The organism is Rhizobium lentis (assembly GCF_017352135.1).
Classification (GTDB): Bacteria; Pseudomonadota; Alphaproteobacteria; order Rhizobiales; family Rhizobiaceae; genus Rhizobium; species Rhizobium lentis.
Genome location: NZ_CP071454.1, coordinates 2,327,622 through 2,347,368, shown reverse-complemented (window position 1 = coordinate 2,347,368; position 19,747 = coordinate 2,327,622). Strand labels below are relative to the sequence as shown.

The window sequence follows — 19,747 nt, the reverse complement described above, 5'->3', positions numbered from 1 at the left end:
CGGGGCGAAGGGGATATGCCGCAACCTCTCGGCTCCCCGCAAGCCTCTCGCATGGCACGTCCCCTCGCCCCGTTTACGGGGAGAGGGTTAGGGTGAGGGGCAGTATCCGCGGTACGCATCGCTAATCGCTCGCGTCGCGTCCCACGCTAGAACCGCACGGTAAAAACGGTGCCCTTGCCGACTTCGGACTTGACGATCAGCCGGGCGCGGTGGCGGGTCAGGATATGTTTGACGATCGCAAGGCCGAGGCCGGTGCCCTTCTTCGAGCGGCTGTCCTCGATGCTGACGCGATAGAAGCGTTCCGTCAGGCGCGGTACGTGCTCGGCCGGGATGCCCGGCCCCTTGTCGATGATGCTGACCTCCACCGGCTCCCCGGAGCCGTTCTTCAGCCTGACATCGACGACCTTGCCTTCCTGGCCATATTTGCAGGCATTCTCCATCAGGTTCTCGAAGACCTGGACAAGCTCGTCGCGGTCTCCCAGCACCTCGACCTTGCCATCGGGCAGATGCAGGTTGATGTCGACGCCGACATCCCTGGCAAGCGGCACCAGCGAGTCGCGGACATGGCCGAGCAGCGGTACCAGATCGACCTTCTCATCCGGCGCAATGTGCGATTTCAGCTCCAGACGGGAGAGCGACAGCAGGTCATCGACCAGCCTGCTCATACGCGTCGTCTGGTCGAGCATGATGTTCAGAAACTGCGCCTGCGCCTTCTGATCGTTCTTCGCCGGCCCCTGAATGGTCTCGATGAAGCCGCGCAGGGAGGCCAGCGGCGTGCGCAGTTCATGGCTGGCATTGGCGACGAAATCCGATCGCATGCGGTCGATGCGGCGGACCTCAGATATATCGCGGAAGGACAGGATGAAAAACCGCTCCGGCTCTCCGTCGGCCCGGAACTCGACGGGCGCGCTGCGGACGATATAGACGCGCTCGGACGGCAGCCGCTCAGAGTGTTCGATCTGGTTCGGCGCATTGGTGGCGATCGTTTCGCGCACCATGTCGAGCACGCCCGGCGAGCGCAGCCGGGCCGATATATGAGCGCCGAGCGCCACCTCGCCGAAGGCCTTTTCGGCCGCGCGGTTCTGGAACAGTACCGAGGCGTCGTCCGATAGCACCATCACAGGGATATCGAGGCCGGCAAGGGTGGCGGCAATGTCAGGCAGGCGGCTCGGCGGCGCTTGCGGCTCCGTCTCCGCGGGCTCGGCGGATTCGGCCTTGAGCACAGGTGCCTCGTTGAACAGCGCGGTGAAGATCATGACGAGCAGCAGGACGAGCACGACCCACTTGTTCATGCCGGCGGCAAGAGCGACAAGCGCGCTGAGGATGGCCGCAAGCAGCACCGGCCGTTCGCGCCGGATGCGCGCCAACAGGCTTTTTCTCCAGGGAATTTCGTCTTGCAACTGGGCCTCGCGGCGTCGATTCGTTTTTCTTTATATTGAACTCTGCCTGATAGCGGCAATTCATGACAGAAGTATTCGGCCGGCGCCCTTGCAAGCGCAAGAGCCCGGCGGAAGCGGGAGAAAAATGATTGCCGTCAAGCGAAAGATTTGATTTTCAACGGTAAATATGTTCGCCTGCGGCAAGGGGCCACCAGCGCAGGAGGAGCATATGGGCGAGGATATCGAAAGCAGGGCCGTGGAGCTCGATATCCGCGGCAAGAAGCGCATCTTCGACGTCGATAATCCGGTGCTGCCGGACTGGGTGGAGGAGCATGCGCTTGAGTCCGGCGGGTTTCCCTACAAGAAGAAGCTCAGCGAAGAAGACTATCTGGAGCAGCTGGAAAAACTGCAGGTGGAACTCGTCAAGGTGCAGTTCTGGCTGCAGGCGACCGGCAAGCGGGTGATGGCGCTGTTCGAGGGGCGGGACGCGGCCGGCAAGGGCGGCGCGATTTCGGCCTCCTCGGCGCATATGAATCCGCGCCTTGCGCGCGTCGTGGCGCTCGCCAAGCCGACCGAGCGCGAGCAGGGGCAATGGTATTTCCAGCGTTATGTCGCGCAGTTTCCGACCTCGGGCGAATTCGTGCTGTTCGACCGCTCCTGGTACAACCGGGCCGGCGTCGAGCCGGTGATGGGGTTCTGCACGCCGCAGCAATATGAAGGCTTCCTCAAACAGGCGCCGCAGCTCGAAAAGATCCTTGCCCATGAGGGCATCTTCCTCTTCAAATTCTACCTCGACATCGGCCGGGAGATGCAGCTCAAGCGTTTCCACGACCGCAGGCACGATCCGCTGAAGGTCTGGAAGCTTTCGTCGATGGATATCGCGGCACTGACGAAATGGGGCGATTACAGCAAAAAGCGCGACCGGATGCTGAAGGAAACCCATACGGATTTCGCGCCATGGAGCGTCATCCGCGCCAATGACAAGCGGCGGGCGCGCCTGCAACTCATCCGCCACATGCTGAACAGGATGGATTATGAGGGCAAGGACAAAACGGCGCTCGGCGAAGTCGACGAAGAGATCATCGGCTCGGGCCCCGGCTTCCTGAAATAGACTGGCTTCCTGGAATAGGCGCGAAAGGCCGCATCACTGCCCCGGCAGGATGCGGATCGCGAAGAGGTTGATGCCGCGCGCCTTGCCGTCGAGATCGCTGTTGATGACAAGCGTGCCCGGTGCATTCGGCGCGAGCGAGCGGTCGAACTTCACCTGCAGCAGCGCATCCGACTTTTCGCGGGTGACGCTGAAGCGATGGCGGGCGCAGTTGCCGAGCGACTGGAAATTGCATTCGACGGTCACCTGCGTCGGCTCGTCGGTCGTCGATTGCAGTGTCAGCGCGATGGTCGAGGATTTGCCGGCAAGCTGCTGCAGCACCGAGGCGGGAACGCTGACCGAGATGTTGCCGTCGGCCGCACCGCTTTCGGAAATCAGGCGCACGGCCGGGCCGTCATTCTCGGTGATGTTTTCGGTGCGCGCCCGCGGGCCGCTTTTGATCTTGTCGGCCTCATCGGGCTTGAACACCGGGATCCAGTCGGCCGAAAAGCTGTTCTGTGGATCGATGGTCACCGGCTGATTGGTGTTGGCGGCCGGATTGCCGGCGCTGCCGTCATTGCCGGTGAAATCCTCAGGCTGGGTGCTGGCCGGCGGATTGGCGACGCTGGTATCGCGCTCGGCGGCCGTCAGCAGCAGGCCCGAGGTGTAGGCCCACCAGGCGCCGATGCCGATGAAGGCCAGCAGGACGCACCAGACGAGAAGCCTCGAGAAGAACTTGCGCGGCTTGCGGCGGCCCGCCGCCCGCTCCGGGCGGAAATCCATATTGGCGGCGCGCTGGCCGCGCCCTAGCCGCTCGTCGCCGACCGGGGCGGCTGCGAGATGATCGGCATTGCTCGCATGCACTGTGTCGAGGCTCGACTCGTCGCTGCGGTGCATGACCACCTCGGGAGCGCGGGTCTCGCCCGCCGCCACCGGGTTGTCGATCAGGCTGTCGATATCGGCCACGTCGCCCCGGCGAGCCGGCGGCGGCGGCATTTCGACGACCGGCGGCACCGGCACTTCGGGCGGTCTCTGGCGAGGGTGAAGACGGTCGCGCTCCTCGCTTTCGATGGCGTGGATCGTGGTTTCCAGGCGATGGCGGTGATGGGCGACGGCATCGGCATCGGTGATATCCTGCTTGCGCAGGCCCGCTTCCAGAGCCTGGCGGGCGGATTGATAGATCCTCGCTCGAACTTCCGGGTTGTCGCGATCGGCATTTTCGAGCGCTGTTCTGATGGCCGTTTCTAATCCGCTCACGTCTCGTCCTTCACCTTGAACCCGGCATCGGACTGCAATCCCCGCCGTTCTCCATCAAAATTCGGTAGCGGCAAGCGCGGCAAACCGCAAGCCTTGCCGCCCGGCCCGACGTTGGTCGCGGCGATAATCGCCGGCTTTGGCGGCTTGCGGGCCCTACCTCATTCATTATGCGCGCGGTATATATGGGCCTGAAATCGACGAAGGCGTGGCAGCCGCTCTTTTATCGGCTTTTCTTCTCTGTTATGAGATTGACGTTTTCGTAAACGTCAATGCGAGCGGTGAACCATGGCCCTGCCCCCGATCCTCAAGGACAAACTCAGACTGCCGGTGATCGGCTCGCCGCTCTTCATCATTTCGCATCCGGCGCTGACCTTAGCCCAATGCAAGGCAGGCGTCGTCGGCGCCTTTCCGGCGCTGAACGCCCGGCCGGAAAGCCAGCTCGACGAATGGCTGGCCGAGATCACCGAAGAGCTTGCCCGCCACAACGCGACCCATCCGGAACGGCCGGCCGCCCCCTTTGCCGTCAACCAGATCGTCCACATGTCGAACAAGCGGCTGGAGCACGACCTTTCGCTCTGCGTCAAATACAAGGTGCCGATCGTCATCTCCTCGCTCGGCGCCGTGCCCGAGGTCAATGCCGCGGTGCATTCTTATGGCGGCATTGTGCTGCATGACATTATCAACAACCGCCACGCCCATTCGGCGATCCGGAAGGGTGCGGACGGGCTGATCGCGGTTGCCGCCGGCGCCGGCGGCCATGCCGGCACGCTCTCGCCCTTCGCACTCGTCCAGGAGATCCGCGAATGGTTCGACGGGCCGCTGCTGCTTGCCGGGGCGATTTCCACCGGCGGCGCTATCCTCGCCGCAGAAGCGATGGGCGCCGACATGGCCTATATCGGCTCGCCCTTCATCGCCACGCAAGAGGCACGCGCCGCGCCCGCCTACAAGCAGGCGATCGTGGACGGCGCAGCCAACGACATCGTCTACTCCAACTACTTCACCGGCGTGCACGGCAATTATCTCAAGCCCTCGATCGTCGCCGCCGGCATGGACCCCGACAACCTGCCCGTCGCCGACCCGTCGAAAATGGATTTCGAACAGGCGACCGGCGGCGCCAAGGCCTGGAAGGACATATGGGGCAGCGGCCAGGGCATCAGTGCCGTCAAGGCGGTGGAACCGGTGGCAAAGCTCGTCGACCGGCTGGAGGCCGAATACAAGGCCGCCCGCGCCCGCCTCTCGCTCTGAGGGTGTTCCACACCCCCGCCTCTTTTTTGCCAAAGGCATGACAGGGTGCTTGAAATCTTCAAACAATGCCTGTATCAGCGCCATGCAAATCGCAGGCCGGACGCTTCGGCCGCCAAATGCCGCTTTAGCTCAGTCGGTAGAGCACATCATTCGTAATGATGGGGTCACGTGTTCGAGTCACGTAAGCGGCACCATTTTTCCAGATCAACATATCGATGATCATTTTACGACAAGCCTTATCCACCTCGCAAGGCTAAAGCGCCGCGAATCTGATATGCATTGCAGCGTCAGGATGCAGAGGCGGAACATGCTGGACTTTCTCGAATATATCTATGGGCAGTCGTACAAGCATCTCAAAGCCATTGTCTTCAACCAGGGGAGCCCGCTTCACCGCACCATCATGTCGCTCTACGTCAGCATCATGGAGCAGACCTACAACGCCCTGGTTTTATTGCGCGCAGATCAGCATGCCACGCTAGACATCATCTTCAGATCAACGCTCGAAGCGTATGTGGATCTGATAAATCTGTGCAACGATCCTGAATACCTTAAGCAGATGCAGGCTTCTTTCCACGACCAGTGGATTAAGCTGGCCCAGCACGGCGTGCGCGGAGGCAATCCGTTCCTTATCAAATTCGAGAACAGCACTGATGCCGCGCAGCGGCTTGCGGAGCACCAAGCCGGGCTGGCTGCTCTGGGCGTAAAGCCAATGAGCATCTACGAGAAATTCAGGCTCGCCGGGTTCGAGCAAATCTATCAGTCCGTCTACAACAGCCTCTGCAACGAGTCCCACAACAACATCAGAGCGCTAACCCTCCGGCATTTCCGGTTTGACGAGAACGAGAACCCACAGCTTGTGATGTTCGCGGAGCCATCACCCGATAGCTTGAACGGTACCCTGAGCGGTTATCTTTCTGCCCTATCTGACACCACCCATATCGTTCACACCTACTTCAAAACGAAGGCGCTGCCAGAAATAGAAAGCTTCCGCGCCGAGCACTCCCGCTTCATCGAAGATTTTGAGGCGAAGATGCAGGCCGATGGACTTAATCCGTAGGCCCCTCCCGTCAATCTGGACGAGACCTTGCTGCCATGCATAATGCAGCGGGGGTAGGGACTCTTATGAATATCAAATGCGGGTTTTCCGGCTGTGGCTTGTCCTTAGCGTGCTATGGATGATCGTCGTCGCCTTCTTCAGCTGGGAAGTTGTTCGGCGCGATGAATGGTGGTCCGGTGACCCCGATATCTACGCAGATCTCCCAGTTCGCTGTGAGAACGTGAAGGGTACGGCGGATGTGGACTATGCGCTACGAGAAGCACCCGAGCCGTGGAACGCTTACCGTACGCCTGGCTTCGCTTGCTGGTACACTGAGCATCGCTTCCGCCAACTCTTTCCCAGCTACGCCTCTATCAGCCATGCGAAGCTTGGTGAAATGCTCTACGAGAACCTTGGTTGGGAATCGGTCAAGGACCGCGATAAGTTCGAGCGCACGAAGCCGTTGCTCATGGGAGCATTTCTGCCACCGTTTGGTCAGTCTTGCCATCGGCGCCGCCTTTGTTTGGGCGTTCTCAGGGTTCGCGCGGCGTCCGAACCCTGATCTATAACTTTAGTGCGCCGGCGATCTTTCGCCACTCATACCCACTTACGCCGGGTGTCCTTAGGATCTCCACCTTATCGACGTTCGCAAATTCGCTGACACTCATAACCCGCTGGCGCAACTCATCGAATGCGCCAGCTTTCAGCTTGGGCCCTCCCCCGCTCCGTCGAGTTGAACCATTTTAACATAACGAATACGACCCACTATGCTAAAGACCTTTTCTTCCGCACGGCATCTTCCCCAGCCCTGCGGTATTCTTGCATTGCAGCCGCATCCGTCAAGGCTTATGGTTTGCCCCGGTTTTGTATAAGGCGGGCTGCCCGAGCATCCATCTTCTCCCGTCGCTGTTCCAGTAGCTCAATTAGCGCTTCTTCCAGAAACTCGAAGCAATCGAGAATGACTCCGAAATCTACTTCCCCGTCGTGACTTCCCAGGTTTCCAACGATTCTGAGAGCATTCAACAGATGGTCATGACCCGGCCGTGCAATTTTCAGCAACTCAATCCGATCAGCCAAGTCTAAGTTGGCGTTCTTAAGTTTCCCCTTCACGCCGGTACGGGGTATCGCGAGTTGGTCGAGCAGGTACTCCGTCACAATGCGAAGCCGATTTGCACAGGAAGCCCAATCAGCCCAGAAAAGCTCGAACGCTTTGGCTAAATGCTTTCGCGACTCAGCATTTAAGCTCTTGGGCATCGAGATCATTGGCGGTGCGGGCCGCATTAGAAATGGGTAGTAATTTAGGTCCGTGAATTCGATCGTATCATCAAGCTGTTCGTCATATTGCGTATGGTAGAACTCACTGTAATCGCCCGAGACAGCCACAATCTCCCCACACAAAACCATCGAGCACACGAGGAAACCCTGGAATCTTCCATATGAGGCTTCACTGCGCTCACCATTGTGCTCGAGCTCGATTTGAATGTGTTTCGGCTCTAACTTGTGAAAACTGTCCTTCTTCGCGCTGAGGGTACCTCTACCGCATCGAGGACAGGTGAACCGCGGGAATGAGCTGTATTTCTTTCTCCAATCGCTCTTGTTCACGCCGCCCCCGAATCACATTCTCCTGAACACCCATTGAGTATTACACCATGGGTTTACGCAAGAGATCGTCACCACCGCAGTATTCGGCGAGTAGCCTTTCGAAATGATAATGCGGTCAACACCCTCGCCCAACAAAAGCAGGAGGGCTAGGCCATGGCTACTCACGAGCCTGAATGACGTTCTGCCAAGAGATAAAAGTCGCACGGATTGCGAGCGGTAAGACCATGCGCGAATGCGCCAACGAGGTCGGATGCTCTCATGGCACAATGTCCGTATAATTGGCGACAAACTTCCAGACCTAGACACCTACTTCAAAATGAAGCGATGGCTTGCTGTCCGAGGAAATGCGCTAGCGCAACTTCGACAGCTTGTGACCAGCGCGGAAGAGAGCCTTACCCCCAGTTGATTCCCCTCGCCGCTTGGATACCATGCTACGCAACTCACGGGGATTTTCATGCGCGCGATTTTAGCTATGTCGATATTCGCTATGGCAGAAACCGCTCATGCTGGTTTCTACACCGGCAACGAGCTTCACGAGTTGTGCCAGGGAGATCGCGAGGCGGTATTAGGCTACGTTGCAGGCGTCATAGACAAAAGCACCTATGACCTATCAGTGCTCAGCACGCTAGATCAAGCGCCACCTGGTGATGTTGTGACGTTCGCACGGAAATATCGGATGGGTGGATTCATCTGCTTTCCAGAGGGAATGATTTTGCGCCAAGCGCGGGATGTTGTTTGCAAGTATATCGCGGATCATCCCGAGAATCGCCAGAAGACTGCCGAGGGATTGGTGCAATCCGCGCTCTATGATGCATGGCCGTGCAAATAACACGGCAAGGGCGCCCACGGAGGGAACTAGTAAGACAACCGGCGCGTAACTCGGAACGCAGCACACCTTCCGGGCGACCTGCATTAGGTCGCGACCTGCCTCTGTTGTGTCAGGCGCTTGCCGATGGTCTGGCCGGGCAGCTCGATGAACTTGTAGCCTATTAAGGACAGGACATAGACGGCAGGGATGGTCACGATCAGCGTCGCCAGCCAGCGGCCGGGATTGCTGAGGGCGGTATTGCCGATCAGCCAGGCGATGACCGGCTGCATGATGAGCAAGTGAATGAGATAGGCCCCGAATGAAAGTTCCCCGAGATTTCGAAAGAAGGTATTGCCGAGAATGGAATTGACCGAGCGGGAATAGCTGCCGGCGAAACCCGGAACCCGATCGGCGTGCACCAGGACAAAGAATAGCGCCACTATCCCGACGCGCACAGTTTCGTGCAGCACGGTCACGTCGCCGCCGAGAGGGATGAGGACCAAGAGAGCCGAGATTGCAAAAGCCAGGTAGGCCCTGCCCTGCGACATCCACAATGCACCCGCCAGCAGCATGCCGGCGGCGAAGATGTGCATCTTCATCGGAAGGAATGACGGCATCGGGAAGCGGAAGCCGAGGCGATGCACGGCCAGCGCGGCAATGACGGCCAAGCCGACGGCGACGAGCATGCCCTTCAGCCAGCCCAGCCGCCCGAGAACGATCATGATGAAAGGCAGAGCCGCATAGAACTGCATTTCCAGGCCTATGCTCCAATCCGGCAGCGCCGTGCGGAAGGCATGGCTTGGGGAAAGGCCGAACAAAAACGAAAGGTGCATCAGATAGTTGCTGAGACTATCGTCCAGATAGCGGGATGCGGCCTGGGGCGGATTGCCATTGAAAGCATCGATGACCATGCGAGCCTGATAAATCTCGGGTCCGACAACGAGAGCAATCACCAGCATGACGTAATAGAGCGGTGCGATGCGGAAGAAGCGACGCGCCCAGAACACCGCCCATGTTTGCGGGCTCTCCCATGGCTCCCTGGCTTTCCGTCTCTGATAGTGAAACACCATCAGGAAGCCCGAGAGCATGATGAACAGGTCGACGCCCAGCTCCGGATCTCCGATAACAGGCACCTTGAACCCCGTCAGGATGTGCGCGTGGCCGATCAGCACCCACAGCGCTGCCAAACCACGCAAACCATCCAGACATTCAATGCGTCTGCCGCTCTTCATCGCGTCCATGAGATACCTCTATCCATTCGTATCCGCGGGCACGGTTAGCATCTTCGACGGCAACCGGATAGTGTTAAGTAAATTTTTATGGGCTTCGGCACAACTTGCGCGGGTGGGCAGTCGATGGAGGGCTGGCGGCGTCGGGCTGCCGTTGCGTCCATTCGGCTGCGAAATATCGGAAGGAACATGCCGCTGCCGAACAGGTTTCTCCCTTGAGACAACAAGGATGGAGAACATCATGTCCTGCAAGCTCATCGCAATATCCCTTCTTTCGATCGGCCTTGCCGGCTCGGCCCTGGCGCAGACGACCGGTGGCGCGAACTCCAGCGGGCGGCTTTCGGTGGCGCCTATCATCGGCGGATCGGGCGGTTCGGGCGCGGGATCGGCCGGCACCGGCTCCGTCGGCACCGGGTCGGCGGGCACTGGGTCCGTCGGCACCGATCCGGGCACAACGGGCAGCACGACAGGCAATGACGGCGTCGATCTCAACAGCGGCCGCAGCACGATCAATCCGGGCGGCGTCAATCCGGATCTGCAGCAGGTGCCGGGTTGCACCGCAGGGACCGGCTCTCTCAGCGAAGCATGCCAGCAGTGAGGTATGGGCGACCGCTCGCCTCCGGAGTAGTGAAGTTCCGGAGCGGAATGGCGCCGGGCCTTCGGCTGCCGCCACCCTGACGGCACGTAAAAACGAGGGATGCGGCGAGAACTGCTTTACCGGCCGGGCATGAGGTCGTAAAAGAACAGCATCCCTCCGCATACGGCGATCGCCCCACACCCTGCCAGCCTGCCGATTTTTCCGGCCCTGCGGAGCACCCGAAGAGGATCGTCATGTCGAATGCAGCGCACCGCTCCAACCGCGTGCTTGTCGTCGCCACCATCATGCTCGCAACTTTCATGGTGGCGATCGAGGCGACGATCGTGGCGACCGCGATGCCGCGCATCGTCGGCCAGCTCGGCGGCTTTTCCTATTACAGCTGGGTGTTTTCGGCCTTCCTGCTGGCGCAGTCGACGACCACGGTCATCTACGGCAAGCTTTCCGATATTTTCGGGCGCAAGCCGGTGCTGATCGGCGGCATCATCATCTTCCTCGCCGGCTCTCTGCTCTGCGGCCTTGCCTGGTCGATGATGTCGCTGGTGTTCTTCCGGCTCTTGCAGGGGCTCGGCGCCGGCGCGATCCAGCCGGTGACGATGACGATCATCGGCGATCTCTTCAAGCTCGAGGAACGCGGCCGCGTGCAGGGCGCGATGGCAACCGTCTGGGCGACGTCGGCCGTCGTCGGACCGCTTGCCGGCGGCATCATCGTCGACAGCTTTTCGTGGGCCTGGATCTTCTGGATCAACCTGCCGATCGGCATCGTCTCGATCATCGCCTTCATGATCTTCCTGAAGGAGGAGGTGGCGCACAAGCAGGCGAAGATCGATTATCTCGGATCGGTGCTGTTTTCGATTTCGATCGTCGCCCTGCTCGTCATGCTGACGGAAACCGGCGCGAGCGCCTGGATCCTGCTCACGCTTTTTGCCGTCTTCGTCGTCTCCGGCCTTTTCTTCCTCGCCCAGGAGAAACGGGCGCCGGAGCCGATCATTTCGATCGCGCTCTGGAGCCGCCGGCTGATCGCGACCAGCAATGCGGCCACCCTGCTCGCCGGCATGGCGCTGATCGGGCTTTCCACCATTCTGCCGATCTACGTACAGGGCGTGCTCGGCCGCTCACCGATCGTTGCCGGCTTCACGCTCACCATGCTCATCGTCGGCTGGCCGCTGGCGGTGATGCTGTCCGGCCGCTTCTACAAAGCCTTCGGCATCCGCCGCACGCTGCGCGCCGGCAGCCTGATGTTTCCGTTCGGCGCCTGTTTCCTGTTGTTCCTGACGCCTGAAAGTTCGCCAGTTCTCGCCGGCGCCGGCTCCTTCTTCATGGGCTTCGGCATGGGCCTGATCAGCCTGACCAGCATCGTGCTGGTGCAGGACAGCGTCGAATGGTCGATGCGCGGCAGCGCCACGGCCTCGATCATCTTCGCCCGCAGCCTCGGCAATACGCTCGGCGCCACCGTGCTCGGCGCCATCCTCAATGCCGGCATCAGCCACTATGCGAGCGGCGAGACCGCGGCAGCCCTGCACAAGGCGCTGAACCAGCCGACCGGGCTCTCGGCGCTCGCCGCCGATCCGGCGATCCGCACCATCTTCGACGCGGCCCTGCATTGGAGCTTCTGGGGCGTGGTGGTCGTCGCGATGCTGACCTTCTTCACCACCTGGCTGATCCCGGTCGGTCACCGCCAGGCGCGGGAGCCGGCGGTCGCAAGCGAGGCAGCCTCGCATTGACACGGTTGCTCCTGACGGGGGGCGCCTGGCAATTTGCTGACACAACGTTCCTCCGTCATGCTCGGCCTTGTGCCGAGCATCTAAGCACCGCAGTTATTTTGCATGAAACCATTTAATTTTCAGATATTTATTCGACGTGCGCAGATCCTCGGCACAAGGCCGAGGATGACGTCGCGGGTATCCCCGCAAGTGCAGAAAACCCCGTCGCAGTTTTCCTGGCATTACCTTATCGGCGATTGTCCAGAACACGCAGGATCAGGTTTCGCCTGCCCTTGCGCTGGACAAGATCGATATCGCTGACGAGCTTGGCGCCGCCTTCGCGCCGTTCCAAGGTTATCTTGCGGCTGTGGAAGGCTTCGAGCTCGGCGCGATGCGCCACGCTGATGATGGTGACTGTCGGCAATTCGTTGATCACCATCTCCATCATCCTGTCCTGGCTCTTCTCGTCGAGCGCCGAGGTCGCCTCATCCAGCACGATGATATCGGGACGGTGCAGCAGCAGCCGCGCGAAGGCGAGCCGCTGCTTTTCGCCGCCCGAGAGAATCTGATCCCATGGCGCGACTTCCTCGATCTTCTCGTTCAGATAGTCGAGCCCCACCTTGGCAAGTGCGGCCTTGATCTCCTCCGGCGTCCAGCTATCGGCGGCGCGGGGGTAGGCGACCGCGCGGCGAAGTGTGCCGGAGGGGATATAGGGCCGTTGCGGCAACATGAACAAGCGCCGGTCGGAGTCGAAATCGACGCTGCCGTCACCCCAGGGCCAAAGGCCGGCGATGGCGCGCACCAGCGTGCTCTTGCCGGAGCCGGATTCGCCGGCCACGAGCACCCGCTCGCCCGGCGCGATCTCGACCTGGGTTTCCTTGACCACGGCGGTGCCGTCGTCGAGAGATACGGAGAGATCGTTCAAGTTCAGGATCGCATTGCCCTGGGTCTCACCGCGCTTGATGCGTCCCAGGGCGTCGCTATGTTCGGCGCGCTCGAGACCGTCGAGCGAGGCCATCAGCGAGGCGACGCGTCGCGCACAGGCGTTCCAGTCGGCAAGACGGGGGTAGTTGTCGACCAGCCATCCGAACGCCGTCTGGACGATAGCGAAGGCGGAGGCAGCCTGCATGACCTCGCCAAGTGTCATGCCGCCGGCGAGGAACTTCGGCGCGCATAGCAGGAGCGGCACGACGGGCGCAATCAGCATCGACCCGTGCGAGACGAAGGTCGTGCGCATATGCTGGCGCGCAAGCAGCGCCCATTGTTTCAGCACATTGGAAAATGTCTTGTCGAGGTCGCTACGCTCCTCTTCCTCGCCGCCGAGCAAAGCGATGCTCTCGCCGTTTTCGCGCACGCGGGTCAGCGTGTAACGGAGCTCGGCCTCCACCTGGTTCTTGACCTCCGAGACCTGCACGAAATGGCGGCCGATGACCGCGATCACGGTCGAGGTGATCACGGCATAGACAACCGCGGTGACGACGAGAAAGCCGGGAATGGTGATCGTCCAACCCGCAATCGGCAGGGTGAGCGCCCCGCCGATCGTCCACAGCACCACGATGAAGGTCGAGGCCGACAGAAATGCGGCAATAACGCCGGCGATGAAATCAACCGGCGCTTCGGTGGCAATCCTGAGATCCTCCGAGATACGCGCCTCAGGGTTCTTGTGATCGCCGCCGATGAGGTTCAGCTGATAGTAACGGCCGTTGGCGAGCCAGCGAGCGACGACCGCCGCCGTCAGCCAGGAGCGCCAGCGGCGCTGGATCATCATGCGAACATAGACTTGCGCGGTGACCAAAGCGACGCTTCCGAGCACGAGCGGCACGAAGACGGCGCTCAGGTAATAGACAGTGCCGGCGTCGTGTCGCTCTATGGCGTCGAAGATCCCGCGGTTCCAGCGGTTGATCCCATATTGGAAGCCGACATTCATGCAAATCATCACCAACAGACCGATCGAGCACGGCCAGGCGAGCCTGTCGCCACTGCTGCCCCAGTAACGGCGGGCGCTGATCCAGAAACGCCTCAGCAAATATCGCTTGCGCGCCTGCTCGGCCTCCTCAGGCGTGAGCTTCGGACTTGGTTCGACGACATCCGGCGGCAGCGCAACCTCGACAGTCGAAGCCTTCTCCTGGCGCGACTTCTCGGCACCGTCCGGATCGGTGCCGTCGACCGATGTCGGGTTGAGTTTAACGTCGGTCATAAGCACGATAACGGCTTACAAATCAGAAGGTTTCATGGCGCTGACGCCGACGTGGCGCTCGCATGAAGCTGACGTCTGCCGTGATAGGCCGCTCAGGCGTTGTCGCTCACATTCTGCGGCAGGGATTGCAGCAGTGTCTGGCGGGCGGAGCGCAGGTGCACGCGGCAGGCCTTTTCGATCGCCGCCTGGTCGCCGGATTCCAGTGCCGCGATATAATCGAGATGCTCGTGGATGGCGCGCTCGTTGCGCTCGCGGGCGGCGGTTTTGTTCCACTGGTAGTGATAGTGGAAGATGATGGCGATCGCGTCGTAGAAATCGGCGATGAAGCGGTTTTTCGATGCTCGATGGATCAACAGGTGAAAGCGCTCGTCGAGAACGGAGAAATCCTTGAAGCGCTGGTTGATGTCGGCGAGCATGGAAAGATGATCCTCGCGCATGGCGGCGAGATCGGCCCAAGCCTGGTTGTCGCGGGGAAGCCGGCCGAATTCGGCGGCCGAATGCAGTTCGAACATTTCGCGCACATCGGCAAGTTCGAGCGCGAATTCGCGGGTAAAACCCTTCAGCGTCCAGTGGCTGTTCGGCCGCTTTTCGATCAGGCCGAAGCGGGAAAAGCGGATGAGGAATTCGCGCACGCTCGTCGTGCCGGTACCGATCTCGCGGGCGAGCTCCAGCTCGTTGATCTGCATGCCGGGAGCGGCATCGTCGGCGAGGATGCGCCGCATGAAACTGCGCTCGATGATATCATGGAGCGAGTCGGTTTCCTCGGACGGAAAGAGATCGCGGTCGGTCGGCTGGCGCAGCACGATCTTCTGGCGTTTGTTCCAGCGGATGATGCCTTCTTCACTGAGCCTGGTGAGGATGGCGCGCGCCGTCGAGCGGCTGACGCCGAGCTGGGCGGCGATCTCGGGTTCCGAGGGCAGCGCCGTATCGGTGCGCAACGCTACGGCGTAGCGATTATAGGCTTCCTTGAAGACCGTGTTCTGCCTTGCCATCAGACCCCCGCTTTTCCGCCCGTCTGCCGCGCCCCACCCGCTTAAAAAGCAGGAAGGCGCCGGACCAAGGGCTTGTCTGAACGACCTTTAGCTTATTTCAGGCCGCCTGCGCCTCATTGCCTCCCTCGTCCACAGGATCAATATTCCCGTTGACTTGAAAATGTTTATTGTAGATAAAAAACAAAATCAATGCGCATTCGCCGATGCAGCGGGCGTCGCCTTAGAACGGGATGATTTTCGAGCCTGGTGGTTTAAAATCTGAATTCGGTTCTAAATTAAAGAGTTAGAGCATGATGTCGTCCGGAAGTTCACACTTTCCGGCATCTCAAGGGAGAAAAGCTTGGACAAACAGCCTTGGATTATCCTCTCGGCCGGAGACAATGTCGCGGTCGCAACGGCGGCTATCGCGCCGGGTTCGACTGTTGCCGGCATTCAGGCTCGCCAGAAGATCGATCCCGGCCATAAGATCGCGCTGACCGACATTCCGCTCGGCGCGGCAGTGGTGAAATACGGACAGGCCATCGGCCGCACCACGGCCGAGGTCAAGGCCGGCGACCATGTGCACAGCCACAACCTGCATTTCGAAAACGACCGGCTCGCCGCCACCGCCAATTCGGCGCCGGAAGAAGCAACCGCCGAAGACAAGGCGCGTAGCTTCATGGGCTATCGCCGCGCCGACGGCCGGGCGGCGACGCGCAATTACATCGGCATCATTGCCAGCGTGAACTGTTCCACCACGGTCTGTCGGGCGATCGCCGACGAGGCCAACCGGACGATCCTGCCGCATTATGACGGCATCGACGGTTTCGTGCCGATCGTGCACGACCAGGGCTGCGGTATGAGCTCGACGGGCGACGGCATGAACGTGCTGCACCGGACCCTTGCCGGCTATACAAGGCATGTCAATTTCGGCGGCGTGCTGATGATCGGTCTCGGCTGCGAGGTCAACCAGCTGACGCTGTACGGCCAGAGCGGCGCCGGCGCTTCCAAGCGGCATTTCAACATCCAGGATGCCGGCGGCTCGCGCCGCGCGGTCGAGCGCGCAATGGGCGTGCTGCGCGAAATCGCCGCCGATGTCGGCCGGGAAAAACGCGTGCCGATCCCGGTCGGCGAAATCATTATCGGCCTGCAGTGCGGCGGCTCGGACGGCTTTTCCGGCATCACCGCCAATCCGGCGCTCGGCGTGGCGGCCGATCTGCTGGCGGCGGCCGGCGGCACTGCGATCCTGTCGGAGACCTCGGAAATCTACGGCGCCGAACATCTGCTGCGCAGCCGCGCCGTCAGCGATGAGGTGGCAAGGAAGCTCGACGAGAAGATCGCCTGGTGGGAAGACTATGTCGCCCTGCACGGCGCCTCGCTCGACAACAACCCATCTCCGGGCAACAAGCGCGGCGGGCTCACCACCATCCTCGAAAAGTCGCTCGGCGCCGTTGCCAAGGGCGGTCGCTCGCCGCTGACCGCCGTCTATGGTTATGCCGAGCGGGTGACGGCCCCTGGCCTCGTCTTCATGGACACACCAGGCTACGACCCGGTCTCGGCCACCGGCCAGGTGGCTGGCGGCGCGAACATGATCGCCTTCACCACCGGCCGCGGCAGTTGCTTCGGCTGCCGGCCGGCGCCGTCGCTCAAGCTTTCCAGCAATTCGGCGCTCTATGCTTCGATGGAAGAGGACATGGACATCGATTGCGGCACCATCGCCACCGGTGACGCGACGATCAGCGGCAAGGGCCGCGAGATCTTCGATCTCATCATCGATACGGCGTCCGGCAAAAAGACGAAGAGCGAAATTTTCGGTTACGGCGATAACGAGTTCGTGCCTTGGCATCTCGGTGCGACGCTTTAGGTTGCGATGACCTAAGCTTCTGTTTTTACGCAATTCCTGAGGAAGCACGATGAAGACGAGACGGATCGGCAAGACCGGGCTTGAGGTGACCGAGATCAGTTTCGGCGCTGCGGCTCTCGGCGGCCTCTACCGGGAGTGCCCGCGCGAGCAGGCGATGGAAACCCTGCAGGCGGCCTGGGACAACGACATCCGCTATTTCGACGTCGCGCCCTGGTACGGGCTCGGCCTTGCCGAAAGGCGGGTCGGCGACTTCCTGCGCGACAAGCCCGAAGGCGACTACGTGCTGTCGACCAAGGTCGGCCGGCTGCTCAGGCCTGTGCCGACCGGCACCGTGCCGGACTACAGCTATGTCAATCCGCTCTCATTCGATGCGGATTACGATTATTCCTATGACGGCATCATGCGCTCGGTCGAGTTCAGCTATGCGCGCCTCGGCCTCAACCGCATCGACATTCTCTACGTGCACGACATTGGCGGTTATACGCATGGCGCGGCGAAGAACGCGGTCCATCTGAAGCAGTTCCTCGATTCCGGCGTCAAGGCGCTGGAGGAACTGCGTGCTTCCGGAGCGATCTCCGCCTTCGGCCTCGGCGTCAACGAAGTGCCCGTCTGCCTCGATGTCCTGCGACATGCCGATCTCGACTGCATCCTGCTCGCCGGCCGCTATACGCTGCTTGACCGTTCGGCCGAGGACGAACTTCTGCCGCTCTGCCGGCAGAAGGGCACGTCGCTCGTCGTCGGCGGCGTCTTCAACTCCGGCATTCTCGCCACCGGGCCGGTGCCGGGCTCGCATTTCGACTACATGCCGGCAACCGACGACGTGCTCGCCAAGGTCGGGGCGATGGAGGCAATCGCCAAACGTCACGGCGTGCCGCTCGCGGCGGCCGCCATGCAGTTTCCGCTGCGTGACCCGATCATCGCATCTGTGCTGATCGGCACGGCCAAGCCCTCGAGCTTGACGCGCAACATGGAAATCGTCGCGTCCCCGCTTGCGGACAGCATCTTTGCCGAATTCGAACCCTATACGCTCATCGCGCCGCCGCTCGGCACGGAGGCGGTCCGGGTCTGAGGAGACACTATGCTTAAAGGTATTCATCCGCTGCTCGGTCCTGACCTGCTCCATGCGCTGAAAACGATGGGGCATGGCGACGATATCGTCATCGCAGACGCCAATTTTCCCGCCGGCACGATGGGCCCACCCGTCATCCGCGCCGATGGCGTCAGCGCTACTGCCATGGCCGCAGCAATCCTGTCGCATATGCCGCTCGACACTTTCGTGCCGGAAACGGCATGGCGGATGGAGGTGGTGGGTGACCCCGGCGCCGTGCCCGAAGTGTGCGCGGAGTTCCAGCAGATCGTCTCGAAGCGCGCTGGCGATTTCAGGATCGTGCCGGTGGAACGTTTCGCCTTCTACGCCATGGCTCGCAAAGCCGCCTATATCGTCGCGACGACTGAATTCCGGCTGTACGGCAATCTGATTTTGAAAAAGGGCGTCGTGCACCCGCACGAGGTCGATCTGACCTGATAGCTATTTTAGGTTATCGTGGTATTGAAATAAAATCAGTTGCTTGGGAGGAGTTTTCCGGAGCAAAAAAGCTGGAACGACGCACTTGCAATTCGATTGCGCCTCGGCTAGCTTCTCCCTGCAAATGTTTTTTATCGATAAAAACCCCCGCCAGCGTTCAGCGGTCCGGTTTATTGGAGGAGAACGCATCCTGAGAGGAGAACCCTTATGAGCATCGTGAAATCCCTTTTGTCGCGTCGCGCCTTCACCGCGCTCGCCGGTGCGGCCGTCATCGCCACGGCGATGCCGGTCACGTCCTTTGCCGCCGACGTGACGATCCCGATCATCGTCAAGGACACGACGTCCTTCTACTGGCAGATCGTGCTGGCCGGCGCCCGCAAGGCCGGCAAGGATCTCGGCGTCAACGTGCCGGAGCTCGGCGCCCAGGCCGAATCCGACATCAACGGCCAGATCAGCATTCTCGAGAATGCCGTTGCCGGCAAGCCGGCCGCCATCGTCATCTCGCCGACAGAGTTCAAGGCGCTCGGCAAGCCGATCGACGAAGCCGCCAAGTCGGTTCCGATCATCGGCATCGACTCGGCCGCCGACTCCAAGGCGTTCAGCTCGTTCCTGACGACCGACAACGTCCAGGGCGGCCGCATCGCCGCCGACGGCCTTGCCGCCGCGATCAAGGAGATGACGGGCAAGGAAGAAGGCGACATCGTCATTCTCACCAACCTACCCGGCGTCGGCTCGCTGGAACAGCGCCGCGAAGGCTTCCTGGATCAGGTGAAGACCAAATATCCGGGCCTGAAGGTCATCGCCGACAAATACGGCGACGGCCAGGCGACGACCGGCCTCAACATGATGACCGACCTGATCACGGCAAACCCGAATCTCGTCGGCGTCTTCGCCTCGAACCTGATCCTGGCGCAGGGTGTGGGCCAGGCGATCGCCGAAAACAAGCTCGGCGACAAGATCAAGGTCATCGGCTTCGACAGCGACGAAAAGACGGTCGGCTTCCTCAAGGACGGCGCGATCGCCGGCCTCGTCGTCCAGGACCCCTATCGCATGGGTTATGACGGCATCAAGACCGCGCTTGCCGTCTCCAAGGGCGAGAAGGTTCCGGAAAATGTCGACACCGGCGCCAATCTCGTTACCAAGGCGAACATGGCCGATCCGAAGATCGACGCGCTCCTGAACCCGAAGATCAAGTAAGACGACAGACGGCCGCGCCGGCTTCAAAAACCGGCGCGGCCTTTCTCATCCA

17 protein-coding genes and 1 tRNA gene are annotated in these 19,747 nt (G+C 61.0%); 12 read left to right on the top strand and 6 right to left on the bottom strand.

What is annotated here, in order from left to right:
• Nucleotides 1-146 precede the first annotated feature (146 nt).
• A complete protein-coding gene (gene phoR, locus J0663_RS11285; protein WP_207240443.1) occupies nt 147-1,367 on the bottom strand; it encodes a phosphate regulon sensor histidine kinase PhoR in 1,221 nt (406 codons plus the stop codon).
• Between the two features lie 241 nt (nt 1,368-1,608).
• Between phoR and ppk2 the strand changes: the two genes are divergently transcribed.
• Nucleotides 1,609-2,490: a polyphosphate kinase 2 gene (ppk2, locus tag J0663_RS11280; RefSeq protein WP_207240442.1), complete on the top strand. Its 882-nt coding sequence runs from the start codon at nt 1,609-1,611 to the stop codon at nt 2,488-2,490.
• A gap of 33 nt (nt 2,491-2,523) precedes the next feature.
• Here the strand turns inward: ppk2 and J0663_RS11275 are convergent, their stop codons facing one another.
• The gene (locus J0663_RS11275; RefSeq protein WP_207240441.1) at nt 2,524-3,723 is read right to left on the bottom strand and encodes a regulator; all 1,200 of its coding nucleotides are present in this window, start codon (nt 3,721-3,723) and stop codon (nt 2,524-2,526) included.
• A gap of 285 nt (nt 3,724-4,008) precedes the next feature.
• Here J0663_RS11275 and J0663_RS11270 point away from each other — a divergent pair, with 285 nt between their 5' ends.
• The 4 genes from J0663_RS11270 (at nt 4,009) to J0663_RS11255 (ending at nt 6,566) form a co-directional block, all read left to right on the top strand.
• Nucleotides 4,009-4,968 (top strand): NAD(P)H-dependent flavin oxidoreductase, encoded by a 960-nt coding sequence (locus J0663_RS11270; protein WP_207240440.1) that lies wholly within the window; start codon nt 4,009-4,011, stop codon nt 4,966-4,968.
• A 118-nt stretch (nt 4,969-5,086) separates the two neighbouring features.
• Nucleotides 5,087-5,162, top strand: a tRNA-Thr gene (locus J0663_RS11265).
• A 113-nt stretch (nt 5,163-5,275) separates the two neighbouring features.
• A complete protein-coding gene (locus J0663_RS11260; RefSeq protein WP_207240439.1) occupies nt 5,276-6,025 on the top strand; it encodes a DUF5677 domain-containing protein in 750 nt (249 codons plus the stop codon).
• Nucleotides 6,026-6,143: 118 nt separating this feature from the next.
• The gene (locus J0663_RS11255; protein WP_207240438.1) at nt 6,144-6,566 is read left to right on the top strand and encodes a hypothetical protein; all 423 of its coding nucleotides are present in this window, start codon (nt 6,144-6,146) and stop codon (nt 6,564-6,566) included.
• A gap of 284 nt (nt 6,567-6,850) precedes the next feature.
• On the opposite strand, the gene J0663_RS11250 is transcribed toward J0663_RS11255, so the two are convergent.
• Nucleotides 6,851-7,606 carry a DUF4145 domain-containing protein gene (locus J0663_RS11250; protein WP_207240437.1) on the bottom strand — a complete coding sequence of 252 codons (756 nt, stop codon included), beginning with the start codon at nt 7,604-7,606 and terminating at the stop codon, nt 6,851-6,853.
• Nucleotides 7,607-8,060: 454 nt separating this feature from the next.
• Here J0663_RS11250 and J0663_RS11245 point away from each other — a divergent pair, with 454 nt between their 5' ends.
• Nucleotides 8,061-8,435, top strand: a complete 375-nt coding sequence (locus J0663_RS11245) for a Rap1a/Tai family immunity protein (protein WP_207240436.1) — start codon at nt 8,061-8,063, stop codon at nt 8,433-8,435.
• Between the two features lie 83 nt (nt 8,436-8,518).
• Here the strand turns inward: J0663_RS11245 and J0663_RS11240 are convergent, their stop codons facing one another.
• Nucleotides 8,519-9,655 (bottom strand): acyltransferase family protein, encoded by a 1,137-nt coding sequence (locus J0663_RS11240; protein ID WP_207240435.1) that lies wholly within the window; start codon nt 9,653-9,655, stop codon nt 8,519-8,521.
• 217 nt (nt 9,656-9,872) lie between these two features.
• Between J0663_RS11240 and J0663_RS11235 the strand changes: the two genes are divergently transcribed.
• Together J0663_RS11235 and J0663_RS11230 are read left to right on the top strand one after the other, a co-directional pair.
• Nucleotides 9,873-10,241, top strand: coding sequence for a hypothetical protein (locus J0663_RS11235; RefSeq protein ID WP_207240434.1), 369 nt, complete (start codon nt 9,873-9,875; stop codon nt 10,239-10,241).
• A gap of 233 nt (nt 10,242-10,474) precedes the next feature.
• Nucleotides 10,475-11,962 (top strand): MDR family MFS transporter, encoded by a 1,488-nt coding sequence (locus J0663_RS11230; protein ID WP_207240433.1) that lies wholly within the window; start codon nt 10,475-10,477, stop codon nt 11,960-11,962.
• Nucleotides 11,963-12,188: 226 nt separating this feature from the next.
• Here the strand turns inward: J0663_RS11230 and J0663_RS11225 are convergent, their stop codons facing one another.
• Both J0663_RS11225 and J0663_RS11220 read right to left on the bottom strand, forming a co-directional pair.
• Nucleotides 12,189-14,138 carry an ABC transporter ATP-binding protein/permease gene (locus tag J0663_RS11225; RefSeq protein WP_207240432.1) on the bottom strand — a complete coding sequence of 650 codons (1,950 nt, stop codon included), beginning with the start codon at nt 14,136-14,138 and terminating at the stop codon, nt 12,189-12,191.
• Nucleotides 14,139-14,230: 92 nt separating this feature from the next.
• The gene (locus J0663_RS11220) at nt 14,231-15,130 is read right to left on the bottom strand and encodes a GntR family transcriptional regulator (RefSeq protein WP_207240431.1); all 900 of its coding nucleotides are present in this window, start codon (nt 15,128-15,130) and stop codon (nt 14,231-14,233) included.
• A 340-nt stretch (nt 15,131-15,470) separates the two neighbouring features.
• Between J0663_RS11220 and J0663_RS11215 the strand changes: the two genes are divergently transcribed.
• From J0663_RS11215 to J0663_RS11200, 4 genes are all read left to right on the top strand, one after another.
• Nucleotides 15,471-16,973, top strand: a complete 1,503-nt coding sequence (locus tag J0663_RS11215) for a UxaA family hydrolase (RefSeq protein ID WP_207240430.1) — start codon at nt 15,471-15,473, stop codon at nt 16,971-16,973.
• Between the two features lie 49 nt (nt 16,974-17,022).
• Nucleotides 17,023-18,042: an aldo/keto reductase gene (locus J0663_RS11210; RefSeq protein ID WP_207240429.1), complete on the top strand. Its 1,020-nt coding sequence runs from the start codon at nt 17,023-17,025 to the stop codon at nt 18,040-18,042.
• Between the two features lie 9 nt (nt 18,043-18,051).
• A complete protein-coding gene (locus tag J0663_RS11205) occupies nt 18,052-18,498 on the top strand; it encodes an RbsD/FucU family protein (protein WP_207240428.1) in 447 nt (148 codons plus the stop codon).
• A 207-nt stretch (nt 18,499-18,705) separates the two neighbouring features.
• A complete protein-coding gene (locus J0663_RS11200; protein ID WP_207240427.1) occupies nt 18,706-19,695 on the top strand; it encodes an ABC transporter substrate-binding protein in 990 nt (329 codons plus the stop codon).
• Nucleotides 19,696-19,747: the final 52 nt, after the last annotated feature.

Excerpts from the sequence above, each read along its gene's own strand:
- J0663_RS11205 (WP_207240428.1), top strand. The coding sequence starts at position 18,052 with ATGCTTAAAGGTATTCATCCGCTGCTCGGTCCTGACCTGCTCCATGCG.
- J0663_RS11220 (WP_207240431.1), bottom strand. The coding sequence starts at position 15,130 with ATGGCAAGGCAGAACACGGTCTTCAAGGAAGCCTATAATCGCTACGCC.
- J0663_RS11210 (WP_207240429.1), top strand. The coding sequence starts at position 17,023 with ATGAAGACGAGACGGATCGGCAAGACCGGGCTTGAGGTGACCGAGATC.
- J0663_RS11230 (WP_207240433.1), top strand. The coding sequence starts at position 10,475 with ATGTCGAATGCAGCGCACCGCTCCAACCGCGTGCTTGTCGTCGCCACC.
- J0663_RS11225 (WP_207240432.1), bottom strand. The coding sequence starts at position 14,138 with ATGACCGACGTTAAACTCAACCCGACATCGGTCGACGGCACCGATCCG.
- J0663_RS11240 (WP_207240435.1), bottom strand. The coding sequence starts at position 9,655 with ATGGACGCGATGAAGAGCGGCAGACGCATTGAATGTCTGGATGGTTTG.
- J0663_RS11255 (WP_207240438.1), top strand. The coding sequence starts at position 6,144 with ATGATCGTCGTCGCCTTCTTCAGCTGGGAAGTTGTTCGGCGCGATGAA.
- J0663_RS11235 (WP_207240434.1), top strand. The coding sequence starts at position 9,873 with ATGGAGAACATCATGTCCTGCAAGCTCATCGCAATATCCCTTCTTTCG.
- J0663_RS11270 (WP_207240440.1), top strand. The coding sequence starts at position 4,009 with ATGGCCCTGCCCCCGATCCTCAAGGACAAACTCAGACTGCCGGTGATC.
- J0663_RS11245 (WP_207240436.1), top strand. The coding sequence starts at position 8,061 with ATGCGCGCGATTTTAGCTATGTCGATATTCGCTATGGCAGAAACCGCT.
- J0663_RS11200 (WP_207240427.1), top strand. The coding sequence starts at position 18,706 with ATGAGCATCGTGAAATCCCTTTTGTCGCGTCGCGCCTTCACCGCGCTC.
- J0663_RS11260 (WP_207240439.1), top strand. The coding sequence starts at position 5,276 with ATGCTGGACTTTCTCGAATATATCTATGGGCAGTCGTACAAGCATCTC.
- ppk2 (WP_207240442.1), top strand. The coding sequence starts at position 1,609 with ATGGGCGAGGATATCGAAAGCAGGGCCGTGGAGCTCGATATCCGCGGC.